The sequence below is a fragment of the Micrococcus sp. 093350064-1 genome (genome assembly GCF_053627955.1).
Genome location: NZ_JBSEYU010000002.1, coordinates 334719 through 349625, shown reverse-complemented (window position 1 = coordinate 349625; position 14907 = coordinate 334719). Strand labels below are relative to the sequence as shown.

15 protein-coding genes and 3 pseudogenes are annotated in these 14907 nt (G+C 65.7%); 10 read left to right on the top strand and 8 right to left on the bottom strand.

Annotation, left to right across the window (positions count from 1 at the left end):
• Positions 1 to 3 precede the first annotated feature (3 nt).
• Together ACUW6W_RS03760 and ACUW6W_RS03755 are read right to left on the bottom strand one after the other, a co-directional pair.
• Positions 4 to 264 (bottom strand): hypothetical protein, encoded by a 261-nt coding sequence (locus ACUW6W_RS03760; RefSeq protein ID WP_052001280.1) that lies wholly within the window; start codon positions 262 to 264, stop codon positions 4 to 6.
• A 33-nt stretch (positions 265 to 297) separates the two neighbouring features.
• Positions 298 to 399: pseudogene (locus ACUW6W_RS03755) on the bottom strand (ATP-binding cassette domain-containing protein); the annotation flags it as partial.
• A 123-nt stretch (positions 400 to 522) separates the two neighbouring features.
• On the opposite strand from ACUW6W_RS03755, the gene ACUW6W_RS03750 reads away from it, so the two are divergent.
• The 3 genes from ACUW6W_RS03750 to ACUW6W_RS03740 are packed head-to-tail and all read left to right on the top strand — an operon-like array spanning position 523 to position 2569.
• Positions 523 to 1248 (top strand): histidine phosphatase family protein, encoded by a 726-nt coding sequence (locus ACUW6W_RS03750; protein WP_152744175.1) that lies wholly within the window; start codon positions 523 to 525, stop codon positions 1246 to 1248.
• Entirely contained in the window at positions 1245 to 1787 is a 543-nt protein-coding gene (locus ACUW6W_RS03745) for a DUF3090 domain-containing protein (RefSeq protein ID WP_036340843.1), read from the top strand. The genes ACUW6W_RS03750 and ACUW6W_RS03745 overlap by 4 nt, the downstream gene beginning before the upstream one ends.
• A complete protein-coding gene (locus ACUW6W_RS03740; protein ID WP_036340845.1) occupies positions 1787 to 2569 on the top strand; it encodes an SCO1664 family protein in 783 nt (260 codons plus the stop codon). The genes ACUW6W_RS03745 and ACUW6W_RS03740 overlap by 1 nt, the downstream gene beginning before the upstream one ends.
• 13 nt (positions 2570 to 2582) lie before the next feature.
• Here ACUW6W_RS03740 and ACUW6W_RS03735 read toward each other — a convergent pair whose 3' ends face one another.
• The 4 genes from ACUW6W_RS03735 to ACUW6W_RS03720 form a co-directional block, all read right to left on the bottom strand.
• Complete coding sequence (locus tag ACUW6W_RS03735; protein ID WP_078025880.1) at positions 2583 to 2828, bottom strand: hypothetical protein; 246 nt, start codon at positions 2826 to 2828, stop codon at positions 2583 to 2585.
• Positions 2829 to 3020: 192 nt separating this feature from the next.
• Positions 3021 to 3587: a mismatch-specific DNA-glycosylase gene (locus ACUW6W_RS03730; RefSeq protein ID WP_036340854.1), complete on the bottom strand. Its 567-nt coding sequence runs from the start codon at positions 3585 to 3587 to the stop codon at positions 3021 to 3023.
• Position 3588: 1 nt separating this feature from the next.
• The gene (locus ACUW6W_RS03725) at positions 3589 to 3843 is read right to left on the bottom strand and encodes a Txe/YoeB family addiction module toxin (RefSeq protein ID WP_036340857.1); all 255 of its coding nucleotides are present in this window, start codon (positions 3841 to 3843) and stop codon (positions 3589 to 3591) included.
• The gene (locus tag ACUW6W_RS03720; RefSeq protein WP_036340860.1) at positions 3844 to 4104 is read right to left on the bottom strand and encodes a type II toxin-antitoxin system Phd/YefM family antitoxin; all 261 of its coding nucleotides are present in this window, start codon (positions 4102 to 4104) and stop codon (positions 3844 to 3846) included.
• Between the two features lie 185 nt (positions 4105 to 4289).
• On the opposite strand from ACUW6W_RS03720, the gene ACUW6W_RS03715 reads away from it, so the two are divergent.
• The 3 genes and pseudogenes from ACUW6W_RS03715 to ACUW6W_RS03705 form a co-directional block, all read left to right on the top strand.
• Positions 4290 to 5693 carry a GntP family permease gene (locus ACUW6W_RS03715; protein WP_036340863.1) on the top strand — a complete coding sequence of 468 codons (1404 nt, stop codon included), beginning with the start codon at positions 4290 to 4292 and terminating at the stop codon, positions 5691 to 5693.
• A gap of 29 nt (positions 5694 to 5722) precedes the next feature.
• Positions 5723 to 6877, top strand: coding sequence for a glycerate kinase family protein (locus ACUW6W_RS03710; protein WP_052001283.1), 1155 nt, complete (start codon positions 5723 to 5725; stop codon positions 6875 to 6877).
• Between the two features lies 1 nt (position 6878).
• Positions 6879 to 7255 (top strand): annotated as a pseudogene (locus ACUW6W_RS03705) (SCO1664 family protein); the annotation flags it as partial.
• 123 nt (positions 7256 to 7378) lie between these two features.
• Here ACUW6W_RS03705 and ACUW6W_RS03700 read toward each other — a convergent pair.
• A pseudogene (locus ACUW6W_RS03700) lies at positions 7379 to 7612 on the bottom strand (antirestriction protein ArdA); the annotation flags it as partial.
• A complete protein-coding gene (locus ACUW6W_RS03695) occupies positions 7609 to 7821 on the bottom strand; it encodes an antirestriction protein ArdA (protein WP_052001236.1) in 213 nt (70 codons plus the stop codon). The gene ACUW6W_RS03695 and the pseudogene ACUW6W_RS03700, both read right to left, overlap by 4 nt.
• A 226-nt stretch (positions 7822 to 8047) precedes the next feature.
• Between ACUW6W_RS03695 and ACUW6W_RS03690 the strand changes: the two genes are divergently transcribed.
• The 4 genes from ACUW6W_RS03690 to ACUW6W_RS03675 are packed head-to-tail and all read left to right on the top strand — an operon-like array spanning position 8048 to position 14707.
• On the top strand, positions 8048 to 9613 hold the full coding sequence (locus ACUW6W_RS03690; RefSeq protein ID WP_078025882.1) for a class I SAM-dependent DNA methyltransferase: 1566 nt from the start codon (positions 8048 to 8050) through the stop codon (positions 9611 to 9613).
• Positions 9610 to 10773, top strand: a complete 1164-nt coding sequence (locus ACUW6W_RS03685) for a restriction endonuclease subunit S (RefSeq protein ID WP_078025883.1) — start codon at positions 9610 to 9612, stop codon at positions 10771 to 10773. The genes ACUW6W_RS03690 and ACUW6W_RS03685 overlap by 4 nt, the downstream gene beginning before the upstream one ends.
• The gene (locus tag ACUW6W_RS03680) at positions 10770 to 11576 is read left to right on the top strand and encodes an abortive infection family protein (RefSeq protein ID WP_078025884.1); all 807 of its coding nucleotides are present in this window, start codon (positions 10770 to 10772) and stop codon (positions 11574 to 11576) included. The genes ACUW6W_RS03685 and ACUW6W_RS03680 overlap by 4 nt, the downstream gene beginning before the upstream one ends.
• Entirely contained in the window at positions 11573 to 14707 is a 3135-nt protein-coding gene (locus ACUW6W_RS03675; protein ID WP_078025885.1) for a type I restriction endonuclease subunit R, read from the top strand. Before ACUW6W_RS03680 ends, ACUW6W_RS03675 begins: the two co-directional genes overlap by 4 nt.
• Positions 14708 to 14907: the final 200 nt, after the last annotated feature.

Genomic DNA, 14907 nt, shown 5'->3' with positions numbered 1-14907 from the left:
AGCCTAGAGGCGGGCGCCGGCGGGGCGCTGGCCGGCGGGCTCGTGCCCCGCGCGGCGGGCGCGCACCGTGCGGACGGCCAGGATCAGCCAGGCGAGCACGGCCAGCGCGGCGAACACCGCGGGCAGCACGTGCCCCAGGAGCACGGAGGAGGCGACGGCGGCGAGGAACGCGGCCAGGTTGAGGACGACGTCGTACATCGGCGCGATGAACCGCCGGTTCACCACGTGGAGCCCGGCGATCGCCACGCCGCACGCGAACGTCACCGAGAGCAGGAGGTTGACTACCGGGGGAGGGTATCAGCGGCGGTCGAGTCGGACGGCCTCGAGCATGCGGCGGTCGTGGGTGACCAGCAGCAGGGCGCCGTCCTAGGCCTCGAGGGCCTGCTCCGGGCGTTCGAGGCCTGCAGACGGGCGTCAGCCTTGCCGGGCATAGGCGTGCTCGCGTTGCGTCACTGACCCTTTGCGTCATGGCCGCGAGGCTTTGTCCGCGAGAGGCGGGCATCCCCTCGCTACGCTGAGGCCATGGCGACGGTACTTCTCGTGCGGCACGGCCGCACCACGGCCAACGCGACCGGACTGTTGGCGGGCCGCACCCCCGGGGTCAGCCTGGACGATCATGGACGGGAGCAGGTGGCCCGCACCGGGGATCGGATCGCGGCCGTGCCCGTGGCCGCAGTGGTGGCCAGCCCCCTGGAGCGGTGCGCGCAGACGGCCCACGCCCTCCTCGATCGCCAGCCGGAGACGGTGCCCTCGCTGGTCGACGACGACCTCACCGAGTGCGACTACGGCCAGTGGCAGGGACGCGCGCTCAGCGACCTGGCCACCGAGCCCCTGTGGGCGACGGTGCAGACCCAGCCGTCCGCCGTCGTCTTCCCCGGCGGGGAGTCCATGGCGGGCATGCAGGCCCGCGCGGTGGCGGCGATCCGCCGGCACGACGCCGCCGTCGAGGCCGAGCACGGGCCCGGGGCGGTGTGGGTGGCGGTGAGCCACGGGGACGTCATCAAGTCGATCCTGGCCGACGCGCTCGGCACGCACCTGGATCTGTTCCAGCGGATCGAGGTGGGACCCGCCTCCGTGTCCATCGTGAGCTACGGGCCGAGCCGCCCGCGGGTCTGGGCGACCAACACCGACGCCGGGGACCTGTCCTGGCTCTCGGCCCTCGGCCCGTCCGACGACGCCCCGGTGGGCGGCGGCGCGGGCACCGGCCCCGGCGCGGTGGACGAGCGGACGCCTAGGATCGTGGCATGAGTGATGCACCTGCCCCCGCCCATGAGTTCGACTGGCCGGATCGGGTCGTGATCGGGACGCTCGGGCGTCCCGGAGCCCGCACGTTCTACCTGCAGGTGCGCACCGGGCCCCGGCTGGTGAGCCTGGCCCTGGAGAAGCAGCAGTCGGCCCTGATGGCGGAGATGCTCGACGAGATCCTCGACGATCTGATGGCGTTGGAGGGCAATCCGCACAGCGTCCCGGCCAGCACGCCCGTGGAACTCGTGGACAACGATCCGCTGGACCCGGTGCAGGAGTGGTTCCGGGTGGGGGCCATCGGCCTGGGCTGGGACCCCACCACCGCGCAGGTGCTCATCGACGCGCACCCGCTGACCGACGACGACGCCGCCCCGGCGCTCGAGGCGGACGCCGAGGCCGTGCGCGTGCGGATGCCCGTCGGTGCCGCCCGGGCGTTCGCCCGCCGCACCCGGGAGGTCGTGGACGCCGGGCGCCCGATCTGCTCGGACTGCGGCCAGCCCATCGACCCCGACGGCCACGACTGCACTCTCCCCGACTCCTGATGAGCGCCGCGGACGTGCCCGCCGGCGAGCTGATGTCCGGGGAGCTGACGCTCACCGGCCGCATCACGACGGCGTCCAACGCCACGTTCCTCGGCGCGATCGGTGACACCCCGGTGGTCTACAAGCCGGTGGCCGGCGAGGCCCCGCTCTGGGACTTCCCCGCCGCAACCCTGGCCCGCCGGGAGGTGGCCGCGTCCCTGGTGTCCGAGGCGCTGGGGTGGGACATTGTGCCGCGCACCTGGCTGCGCGACGGCCCGTTCGGTAAGGGCATGGTGCAGCTCTGGCAGGAGCAGGATCCTGAGCAGGACGCCGTGGACCTGTTCCCGGCGGACGAAGTGCCGGCCTCGGGATGGCTCACGGTCCTGGAGGGTGAGGACGAGGGCGGGAATCGGCTGGTCCTGGCCCACGAGGACTCGGCGGCGCTGCGCCGCATGGCGGTGTTCGACGTGCTCGTCAACAACGCCGACCGCAAGGGCGCCCACATCCTCGCCATGCCCGGCGGCCACCGCCACGGCGTGGACCACGGGCTGACGTTCCATGTGCAGGACAAGCTGCGGACCGTGCTCTGGGGGTGGCTGGGCGAGGCGCTGAGCGAGGAGGAGCGCGACGGCGTCGCCCGGGTTCTCGACGGGCTCGACGGTGAGCTGGGGCAGGGGCTGGCGGAGCTGCTGGGTGCCGAGGAAGTCGAAGCCCTTGCCGCACGCTGTGCCCAGTTGCTCGACGACGGGATCTTCCCTGCCCCGAGCGGGCTGACGCCGGCCGTGCCCTGGCCGCTGTTCTGACGGGCCTGAGGCGTCAGCGCGGCCGGCTGATCGTGAAGTCCAGCGAGTTCTCGCCGACGGCGCGGCACAGCAGCGCGCTGTCGCCGATCAGGAGCGTCTGCCCCGCTCCGCAGGAGTAGGTGCCCCCCTCGGTGCCGCCGGCGGAGAAGGTGGCCGTCCCCTCATCGCTCGCCGTCTCGAGCCGGAATCGCTCGCCGACGCTGCCGAGGATCGGCCCGGAGACGGGGAAGGGCAGGTCCTGGAACGCGTTGCCTGACACGGAGATCCCGCAGCTGCGCACGGTGGTATCTGTGGAGCACGTCGAGGTCCACGTCTACGTCTGGCAGCGCCCGAGGGCCGCGGCGCTCAGGCCGAGGCCCACGAGCGAGATGGTGACTCGTGTGCGCACGGCGCCCACCCGATCGGAGATCCCAGCGGGCGTCCAGCGCGGCCGCAGGGACGGCGGGTGCACTCAGTCCACGAGCCCCGCCGCGGCACCGGCCGCGCGGTAATCCGCGGCGAGCGAGTCCAGGGTGGCGTGAGCGTTGAGCCCGCTGGGGTTCGGCGCCACGAACAGCCGCGTGCCCGGCCACGGCGTCTGCTGCTCCCCCAGCGCCGCCTTCGGACGTCCGAAGGCCTGCCGGTAGGCCGTCACCCCCAACACGGCGACGACGGCCGGCGCATGCGCTGCCACGAGCGCGTCCAGGCGGGCGGGGGCGGCGGCGAGATCCTCCGCGGTGAGCTCGTCGGCGCGGGCGGTGGCACGCGGGACGAGGTTGGAGATCCCGATGCCGCGGGCGTGCAGCTCGGCGAGGTCCTCGGCCTTGTAGCCGTCGGAGGCGTCGACCAGGTGTCGGGTGAGCCCGGCGCGGTGCAGGGCCGGGTAGAAGCGGTTGCCGCGGCGGGCGAAGTGCGCACCGGTGGCGGCGCTCCACAGGCCGGGGTTGATGCCGATGAACAGCAGCCGCAGCGGGTCCGGCAGCAGGTCGGGGACGGTGCGGTCGCGGAACTGCTGGAGCTCGGCCTGGGTGAAGCGCATGTCAGTAGTGATACCTCGCCTGGAGGATGATCAGGTCCTCGCCGTCGACGAGGTAGACGAGCCTGTGCTCCTCCGTGATGCGTCGGGACCATGCCCCGGCTGCGCCGTACTTCAGCTGCTCGGGCTTGCCGATCCCCTCGAAGGGATCACGCAGGGCGGCGTCAATGAGGGTGTTGATCCGGTTGAGAACCTTGCGGTCCGTGGTCTGCCAGTGCGTGTAGTCCTCCCAGGCCGAGCGGTCCCACACGAGGCGCACTCAGGCGTCCCCGTCCATGCGGTCCAGAGCGTGCTCCTCGACGCTCCCTGCGCGGGCGCGCTCGTAGGCGTCCAGCAGCCGGCGGGCGTTGGCCGGGGAGCGGAACAGGTAGGCGGTCTCCTGCCAGGCGGCGTACTCGTCCGCGGGCATGAGGACGGCATTCCCCTTGCGGGAGACGATCTCCACGGCGTCGCGGTCCGCATTCACTCGCTCGATGAGCGGGAACAGGGTCTTGCGGGCTTCACTGGCGCTGATGGACATGCTGGCCTCCTCGGGTGCGATGTGGTACTTGCTTATGGTACCAGTCGGTGAGGTGGAACTCAGGAGGCACCCTGCGGGATGCAGAGGGCCATTGAGACGGCCGAACCCTGTTCGTCAGAACATCGCCGCTGAAGTCCCATCGGTCCTACTCTGGCTGGAATCCCCTGCCGCACAAAGGACTTCCGATGACTGGAATACCGTTTCTGCTCGTCTTCATCCTCGCCATCGCCCTGATGATCGTCATGATCTCCCGATGGAAGATCCACCCCTTCCTCTCGATCATGGTCGTCGCCTTCGCCTTGGGGATCATCGGTGGGATCCCGCTGGTGAAGTCGACCGGCGCCGAAGGGGAAGCGCCCGTCAAGGGCATCGCCGACGTGATCGGGGAGGGATTCTCCGGGATCTTCACCTCGATCGGCATCGTCATCATCCTGGGCACGCTCATCGGACTCATCTTGGAGCGCACCGGCGGTGCCTTCAGGATCGCCGATGCGCTGGTGAGGGTCGTCGGCAAGCGCTACCCCGTCCTGGCTATGCAGCTCATGGGCTGGGTGGTCTCCATCCCCGTGTTCTGCGACTCCGGATTCGTCATTCTCAACCCCATCCGCAAGGCCCTGGCCCGTCGCACCGGGGCGTCACCCGTGGCGATGACCGTGGCCCTGGCCGCGGGCCTGTACACCTCGCACGTCTTCATTCCACCGACCCCGGGGCCCATCGCAGCCGCCCAGAACCTCGGCATCGGCGACCACCTTCTGTTGGTGATCGGCCTCGGCGTCCTCGTCTCGATCCCCGCACTCCTCGTCGCGTACCTGTACGCCCTCTACATCGGCAAGCGGGTGACCTCCCCTGAGGAGACCGGCACGGAGGACGCGGACGAGCTCGAGGCGGCCTACGACGCGCTACGCCGGTCCTACGGGCGGATGCCTGGGACTGCTGCCTCCTTCGCGCCCATCATCGCCCCCATCCTGCTCATGGCTCTCGGCTCGCTCGCATCCGTCCTGAAGTGGACCGGCCCCGCGGGTGACTTCGCCCGATTCCTCGGCACGCCGATGATCGCCCTCGCCGTCGGCACCCTCTGCGCAGTCGGCCTGCTGTTCAGCGTGCGCCGTGGCGAGACGTTCTACGACCTGACAGAGGAGACCCTCCGGGTTGTCGGCCCCATCCTGTTCATCACGGCGGCCGGCGGTGTGCTGGGGCGCGTCATCGCCGCCACCGACCTCGTCACCTTCATCGAGAGCAACGCTGCACAGTTGTCGGTCATCGGACTGTTCTTCCCCTTCCTCGTCTCCGCCGTCCTGAAGACCGCGCAGGGCTCCTCCACAGTGGCACTCACGACCACGTCGGCCATGGTCTTCCCGATGATGCCTGCACTGGGCTTCGAGACCCCGGTGGCCAGCGCGCTCGTGGTCATGGCCATTGCGGCCGGCGCCATGACCGTCTCCCACGCCAACGACTCGTACTTCTGGGTGGTCACCAACTTCAGCGGCATGACGCCCTCGCAGGGCTACCGCACCCAGACGATGGTCACGCTTCTGATGGGACTCACCTCCATCGTGTTCATCTGGCTCCTCGGCCTCGTCCTCGTCTGACCCCGTCACCTGACTCAGGAGATCCACGCGTGCAGCGCATCATCGTCATCCCAGACTCGTTCAAGGGGGCCCTGTCGTCGCGGGAGGCGGGCTCCGCGATCGCCGCGGGTCTCGCGTCGGTCACCGACGCCGAAGTTCTCGTGGTGCCCATCGCCTACGGCGGGGAAGGCACCGTCGAGGCCTTCGTGGCCGCCGCAGGGGGCGCCTTGCGATCCGCGACCGTCTGCGGGGTGTTCTACGGCGAACGCGTGCCCGTCCACTACGGACTGATCGACCCGGACGTGGCGGTGGTCGAGACAGCCTCATGTGCCGGGCTCCCTCTCGCCTCCGGACGCGAGGACACGGGACGGGCCACGACGTTCGGTGTCGGTGAGCAGATCCTCGACGCGGTGTCCGCTGGCGCGGGCAGAGTCATCGTCGGGGCAGGCGGGAGCGCCACGACGGACGGCGGCACGGGCGCTGCCGCAGCCCTCGGCGTCCGGTTCCTGGACGCCGCAGGTGAGGAGTTCGTCCCCACCGGCCACACCCTCACCCGGATTGCGCGGATCGACTCCAGCCCGGCACGAGACCGGCTCCGCGACGTCGACGTGGAGGTGATGTGCGACATCAGCAACCCCCTCACGGGATCGCAGGGTGCAGCCCACGTGTTCGGCCCCCAGAAGGGGGCGGATCCTGCATCAGTGGCGAGCCTGGACACCGGACTGGTCCATCTCGCGGGCATCGTCGAACGAGACCTCGGGGTCGCGATCGATGCGCTCCCCGGTTCGGGGGCGGCGGGAGGTCTGGCCGGTGGCCTGCACGCCTTCATCGGGGCCACCTTGAAGCCGGGCATCGACGTCGTCCTCGAGACGGCGGGTTTCCACGACCTCGTGAAGACCGCTGACCTCGTCATCACCGGGGAGGGGCGCATTGACGGTCAGTCCTTGGCCGGGAAAGTGCCGATCGGCGTGGCCCAGGCCGTGCGCGCAGCCGGTCGTGCGATCCCGGTGATCGTCCTCGCCGGCTCCGTGGGACAGGACACGGACACCCTCTACGACGAGGGCATCACCGCGATCGTGCCCATCGGCCGCGGGCCCCAGGACTTGGCGACAGCGATCCGTCGTACGGCAGAGGACCTGACCGCGACCGCCCGCGACGTCGGGCGGCTGGTGATGGCCTGCTCCCCCGCCGGGCTCAGACGTTGAGGAGGGTGAGGGCGGGCATCGGCTGACCCTGGCCCACGAGGACTCGGCGGCGCTACGCCGCATGGCGGTGTTCGACGTGATCCTCAGCAACGCCGACCGCAAGGGCGCCCATATCCTTACCGTGCCCGGCGGGCACCATCACGGGGTGGACCACGGGCTGACCTTCCATATGGAGGACAAGCTGCGCACCGTCCTGTGGGGATGGCTGGGCGAGAAGCTGACCGAGGAGAAGCGCGACGGCGTGGGGCAGGATATCGATGCACTTGAGGGTGGGATGGTTGGCGGCTTGCGGAGCTGCTCAGTGCCGAGGAGATCGGTGCCCTCGCCGAGCGTTCCGCCGGCTTGCTCGACGACGGCCCGTGCTCCGGGTCGCATTAGACCTGGCGCATGCTCATATCCCCTGCCATGACAAGCACGCGCTTGGCGATGCTCGGCACCCCCGACCGTGTAGTCGAACGCCAGGTCACGGGTCCGCATCGACCAGTCGAAGTACCAGGCGACATCGTCCGAGACTGCCGACAATAAGCCCGTGCCGTCGGCCAGCTCCTCCGCGTACTCGCGGAATGACGCACACTCGCCGCAGTAGCGGTCCTCGAAGTCCGGGATGCCCGGCAGGTCGCCCGTGCCCTCAGCCACGTAGTCACCGCTCCTCACCCACGCGCACAACGCCTCGCGCTGGTGCTCCGGGACTGATGCCAGCAAGCTGCCCCACTCGGCGGCTTCGTGCGGGCTCATCTCGCCGCGCACGGGCAGATTCTCGTGGTCGAAGCACCACAACTCCTTGCAACCGGCGCGGTACCGCCCGCGCCCCGGTGCACATGGGTCAGGGTGACCTCTTCGGCATCGACGGCGTCGAACCACTCCCCGACGAGGCCTCCGGAGTTGTAGCAGTGCAGGCAGCCGATCCACACGCGCGGCGTGTTGTCCAGGGTGTCCGTGTCCATGGGTCTCCTCCTCGGATCGAGGAGAGCGGCGAACGCGACAGGCAGTCAGGCTCTGATGGAATGACGCGCTTACGCCGCGTCAACCGCTCTCACGTCGACCCCCGGGCGCCGCTCCGCGGCGCGCCAGCTGCCTGGAGACCCTACGATGCCCGTGGTGCTCGGTATCCTGAGATGGAGCTGAAAATTGCAGACGAAGGCGCGTTTCTCGCGCGAAGGAGTACGAACTATGGCGAGACGGGCCGCGAAAGCGAAGCCGGCGAAAACGCTCGAACAGACACTGTGGGATGCCGCTGACAAGCTCAGGGGCAACCAGGAGCCCAGCGAGTACAAGCACGTCGTGCTGGGCCTGGTGTTCCTCAAATACGTCTCCGACCGGTTCGAGGAGCGCCGCGAGCAGCTCAAGGACGAGCTGGCCGCCGAGGGCATCAAGCCCGAGCGGATCGAGTCGTTCCTGGAGGATCGGGACGAGTACGCGAGTCAGAACGTCTTCTGGGTGCCGTCTCTCGCCCGGTGGGGATACGTGCAGTCGGTGGCCAAGCAGCCGGAGATCGGTCAGCAGATCGACCAAGCGATGGATCTCATCGAGAAGGAGAACCCGTCGCTTCGCGGCGTGCTGCCCCGTAACTATGGCCGTGATGGCCTCGACAAGCGACGCCTCGGTGAGCTGGTCGACCTCATCGGGTCGATCGGCTTTACTGAGACCGACGATCACGGCGCAGACGACGTGCTCGGTCGCGTGTACGAATACTTCCTTGGCCAGTTCGCAGGCAAGGAGACCGGCAAGGATGCGGGAGCCTTCTACACGCCTCGCTCCGTGGTCAAGACACTTGTCGAGATGCTGGAACCGTTCAAGGGTCGCGTGTACGACCCAGCTGTGGGCTCGGGCGGCATGTTCGTACAGTCGGCTGAGTTCGTGAAGGCTCACGGCGGCAAACGCACCGACATCTCGGTATATGGGCAGGAGTTCACCGATACGACATGGAAGCTCGCGAAGATGAACCTGGCTTTGCGTGGCGTCGAGGCGGACATGGGCTCGCATTCTGCGGACTCGTTCACAGAGGACCTTCACCTCGACCTGCGTGCTGACTACGTGATCGCGAACCCGCCTTTCAACGTCTCTGACTGGTGGGATGCGAAGCTCGCCGACGACCCCCGATGGAAGTACGGGACACCACCGAAGGGCAACGCGAACTTCGCATGGGTGCAACACTTCCTTCACCATCTTGCGCCTCACGGCACAGCAGGTTTCGTGCTCGCCAACGGGTCACTGTCCTCCAAGAGCAGTGGCGAGGGCGAGATCCGTCAGCGGCTCGTCGAGGCTGGCCTGGTCGACTGCATCGTCGCAATGCCAGACAAGCTCTTCTTTAACACAGGCATCCCCGTGTCGTTGTGGTTCATCTCCAAGGGGCGTGACGGCAATGGGCACCGCGCGCGCAAAGGTGAGGTGCTGTTTATAGACGCCCGCAAGCTCGGAGCTATGCAGTCGCGACGCCTGCGCGTGCTATCGGACGACGACATTGCGCAGATCGCGGACACCTACCACGAATGGCGCAACCACGACGGCTGCTATGAAGACGTCCCCGGTTTCGCGAAGTCGGCCACGATCGGGGAGATTGAGAAACACGAATTCGTCCTCACACCCGGCCGGTACGTCGGTGCAGCTGAGGCGGAAGTCGACGACGAACCGATCGATGAGAAGATTGAACGCCTCACGAACGAGCTGTTAGCGGAGTTCGAGCGTGGGCGCGAGCTGGAAAATGAGGTTCGACTGCGCATGGGATCGCTCTCGTGACCGCGCAGTGGATGGAAAGCGTGCTCGGGGAACTCTGTACATTCCAGGCAGGAGGAGCTTTTCCGAGACACGAGCAAGGACATTTGACCGGCGACCATCCGTTCATCAAGGTCAGCGATATGACTCTTCCTGCTAACAGCATACGGATCATTGAGGCAAATAACTGGGTGTCGGCTGAAACCGCGGCGCGAATGAAGTTGAAACTAACACCTCCCGGCGCCGTAGCATTCGCAAAAATTGGCGAGGGACTGAAGGCTGAGCGCCTGAGGCGGATCACGGTACCGACCGCGATGGACAACAACATGATGGCTGCCATACCCAAGCCCGCTGTTGTCGATAGCGGCTTCTTGATCTATCTGATCGAAAGTGTCCATATCGCGGAATGGGCTCAAGGGAGCGCGCTTCCATACCTGAGCCAAAAACTTCTCGCAGACATTCCGGTGCACGTCCCGTCCCTCCCGGAGCAACGCGCGATCGCTGCGACACTCGGCGCGTTCGACGACAAGATCGAGTCGAACCGACAAGCAATGGCCACTGGGGAATCTCTTATCCGCGCGGTTGTCGAATCTACGCTCGATGCCTCCGAGGGCGAGGACGGAACACTGGGCGATTATTGCGCACTGGTGAAGGCCCCAGTAGAAATAGACAAGATTGATCCCGATGACAACTATATTGGGCTTGAACACATGCCCAGAGGATCAATTTTCCTGACTGAATGGAAGAAAGCTAAGGGTCTTGGCAGTAATAAGACTGCCTTTAAGCGAGGGGACCTCCTCTTCGGTAAGCTTCGCCCGTACTTCAAGAAGGTGGGTATTGCGCCTATCGATGGCGTGTGCTCGACTGACATCTTGGTAGTCCGGCCGAAGAGTCCTCGCGACATTGCCTTGGTGACAGCCGTCGCAGCATCTGATGCATTGATCGATTCTTTGTCAGCCAGTTCTACTGGGACAAGAATGCCCCGTGCCTCTTGGAAAGACCTCGCGGCATGGCGAGTTCCGGTCCTGACCGCCACCGAACGAATCGAGCTATCAGCCCGTGTAGACCCGCTCGTTGAGCGTCTCACGCAGTTGACGTTCGAGTCTCATCGTCTTGTCGCTCTTCGCGACGCTCTCCTCCCCGAACTACTCTCAGGTGGTCTACGAGTTCCGGTGACGTCATGAAAACACCTGTCTTGAGCGCGACAGATATGCGCATCGTTGAACAAGTCCTCGACATGGGTGACGGTTACGTACTCGACTTCAGTAACCGCACCTTCGCGGATTTCTTTGCTGATCTGGATGTCGAGATCGAGCCAGAAGACTCCGGCCTCTCGAAGGCTAAGCGTTTACGTGCGTTCTTTCGCTCTGCTTCGACGTCAGAGTGCGCTCGTGTTCTACATGCACTTCTCGAATACAGAGGCGAGCAAGACGGAGACGATGAAAGTGCCTCGATCGATAAGTATCGCGCGATCGTCTCGCGACTGGAAGGCGTCGCCGTCCCGTTGAGTGCTGCGCCGGTCGCACCGGAAGTTCTCACGCTGGCGTATGTCCGAGAACTGTCCGACAAGGCGGAGCGTCGTCTCGCAGCCTCAGACCTCGAAGGGGCGATCACAGTGTCGCGCACCTTGGTTGAGGCGGTGTTGGAACAGCTGGAGATTCGTTTAACAGGCCAGAGCGGAAACTACGCCGGTGACCTCCAGCGACAGTACAAGGCAGTTGCGAAGATTCTTCGGATCGACGACAAGGATGACCAGGTCGACGAAGGGTTCAAGCAGATCGCACGCGGCCTGGTCCAGATCGTCAACGGTCTGGCAGCGATCCGGAACATGGCGAGTGACGGACACGCGCGTCACGTGCAGCCACAAGCGCGACATGCCCGGGTGGCTGTGAACTCAGCGAAGACCGTCGCGAGCTTCCTCGTCGAGGTCTATCTGGCGAAGCGCACTGGACCAACGTCGCCTGCCGCAGTGAGGAGTGGCGGATGAGCACCTTCAACGAGAACGTCGTCGAACTGGCCGCTCTAGAGCACTTCGCCGAGCTGGGCTACCGACGTGTGCACGCCCCTGAGATCGCGCCGGGAGAGCCTGACGCAGAGCGGGACTCGTACGAGGACGTCGTGCTGTGGGGGCGTCTGCGTGATGCGCTTCGGCGGATCAACACTAGCGCTGACGCCGCGCTGATCGCCGAGGCTGTGAAGACCGTGCAGCGTGCCGGGTCGCAGAGCGCTGTAGACGAGAACGCTCGCCTGCACAAGCTCATCACGGAGGGTGTACCTGTCGAGCATCGCGGCGACGATGGCCTGCTGCGCACAACACGCTTGTGGCTGGTGGACTTCGACGAGCCGGCGAATAACGACTGGGTGGCTGTCAACCAGTTCACGATCGTCGAGAACGGCAAGAACCGCCGCCCTGACGTGCTCGTGATGGTTAACGGGCTCCCGCTCGCGCTGTTGGAGCTGAAGAATCCGGCCGCTGGGCACGCGACGCTAAAGTCGGCGTGGAACCAGGTGCAGACGTACCGACACGACATCCCGTCGGTATTTGTGCCGAACGCGGTGACAGTGATCTCTGACGGAACGTCGGCGGCGATGAGCAGCTACTCGGGTGCGTTCGAGCACTACGCGCCGTGGAAGACCATCGAGGGTCGTGAGGTCGTCAGCAACCGGCCAGCACTTGAGGTTCTCATCAAGGGCGTGTTCGAGCCGAAGCGGTTCCTGGACCTACTGAAGAACTTCGTGGTGTTCAGTGACGAGACAGTCACCGACAAGTCGACAGGACAGCCCACGCGGGCGCTCTTGAAGCGTGTGGCGAAGTACCATCAGTACTGGGCGGTCAACGCTGCCGTCGAGTCCACGGTGCAAGCGTCAAGCCCTGATGGGGACCGACGCGGCGGCGTGGTGTGGCACACCCAGGGCTCCGGCAAGAGCTTCGAGATGGTGTTCTACGCTGCAAAGATCATGCGCGACCCGCGCATGGCGAACCCGACGCTGGTGTTCATAACCGATCGCAACGATCTCGACGATCAGCTGTTCGGCGAGACTTTCGCCCCCGCGCGCATCCTGCCGGAGACGCCGGTGCAGGCAGCAACGCGCTCGGATCTGCGGGCCAAGCTGAAGCGCGCGTCGGGTGGGATCGTGTTCACCACCTTGCAGAAGTTCGCGCCGGGCGAGGACGGAGACGCCAACCCCGTGCTCACTGACCGTCGGAATGTCATCGTGATCGCCGACGAGGCGCACAGGAGTCAGTACGGATTCAGCGAGACGCTCGACCGCCACGGTCGACTCAAGTCCGGGCTGGCCAAGCACATGCGCGACGCGCTCCCCGGCGCGACGTACCTCGGTTTCACCGGCACTCCGATCGAGTCGAACGACAAATCCACAAGGGCTGTGTTCGGCGATTACGTGGACGTGTACGACCTCACAAGGGCAGTGGAGGATGGTGCGACTGTCCGGATCTTCTACGAGTCCAGGTTGGCAAAAATCGAGCTGTCGGAAGCGGACCTCGCTGCCTTGGACGACCTCGCCGATGAGATCACCGAGTCCGTCGAGAAAGACACCGCAACAGCTGCGAAGTCACGTTGGTCGCGGTTGGAAGCGGTCGTCGGAGCGGAGGCACGACTTGATCTCGTGGCCCGCGACATCGTGGAGCACTGGGAGAAGCGCCGCGAATCCCTGTTCGGCAAGGGCATGATCGTCACCATGAGTCGCCGGATCGCCGTGCGGCTGTACGAGAAGATCATCGCACTGCGACCCGACTGGCATTCGGATGATCCGGCGCAGGGCAAGATCAAGGTCGTCATGACCGGGTCCGCGTCTGATCCTGCTGAGTTCCAGCCGCACATCCACTCGAAGGACGTGCGCAAGGACCTCAAGCTGCGGGCGAAGAACGCGGACGACCCGCTGGAACTGGTCATCGTCCGGGACATGTGGCTGACCGGTTTCGATGCCCCGTCGATGCACACGATGTACGTCGACAAGACCATGCAGGGCGCGGGGCTCATGCAGGCCATCGCTCGGGTGAACAGAACGTTCCGTGACAAGCCCGGCGGGCTGATCGTCGACTACATCGGAGTGTTCGCGAACCTCCAGAACGCGCTGAGCGAATACTCGCCGTCCGACCGCGACCAGGCTGGCGTGCCCATCGACGAGATGGTCCAGGTGATGCTGGAGAAGCACGACATCGTGCGCGGACTCCTCCACGGAGTCCAGTTCGACTCTTCCCCGGAGCTGACAGCTGCCCAGCGGTTGAACGAGTACGCAAAGGTCCTCGACTTCGTCATGGCGGACCCAGACCGGACCTCGCGGTTCAATGACCAGGTGCTGGCTCTGGCGAAGGCGTTCGCGCTGGCGGGCGCGCGCGATGAGGCAGCCGCGATCCGGAACGATGTCCGACTATTCACGGACGTCCGAGCAGCGATCCTGAAGATCCAAAACCCCGACTCTGGCCGAGGCGGTTCGGGCGCAGTAGAGGTCGATACAGCACTCAGTCAGCTTCTCAACGAGGCGGTCACAGCTAATCAGGTAGTGGACGTGTACATGCTCGCTGGGATCGAGACGCCCGAGATCTCAATCCTCAGTGAGGAGTTCCTCGATTCGTTCGCGGAGAAGGACAGGCCGAACCTTCAGATGGGGCTGCTGCGGCGTCTCCTGAACGACCAGATCCGTACGGTGCAGCGAACGAACGTCGTCCAAGGGCGCAAGTACTCGGAGATGCTCGAAGAGACCGTGAACCGCTATACGAACCGGTCGTTGACGACCGCTGAGATCATCGCGGAATTGGTGAAACTTGCGAAGCAGATGCGCGACGCTCAGAAACGGCACGAGGAGCTCGGACTGCGCGAAGATGAGGTCGCTTTCTATGACGCGGTAGTGCAGAACGACTCTGCGGTGATGGAGCTGGGCGACGAGACACTCAAGGCGATCGCTCAAGAGCTCGTGACGTCTGTCAGGCAATCAGCAACGATCGACTGGAACCTGAAGGAGTCTGTGCTGGCTGCGATGCGCTCAAAGGTACGCCGCATCCTCGCCAAGTACGACTACCCGCCTGATGCGGAAGCTAAGGCAATCGAGCTGGTGATCGAGCAGGCGGAATTGTTTGCTCGCGGAGTGTCTGCGTAGGGGTGTGTAGATGTCGACAAAAGTGATGCTCGGCCGTTCACCCCGCAAGGGTACTGGAGGCGCGCCTGGAACTGATGCACGTAAAGGTGACATTCTTGGTCACACCGCGTAAGCGGGCATGGGGTCTAAAATCAGTTCGTCGATTGGCCACTGGTGCGGCTCATGCAGACTGATTTGCAGGGATACCGTGGGACAATCCC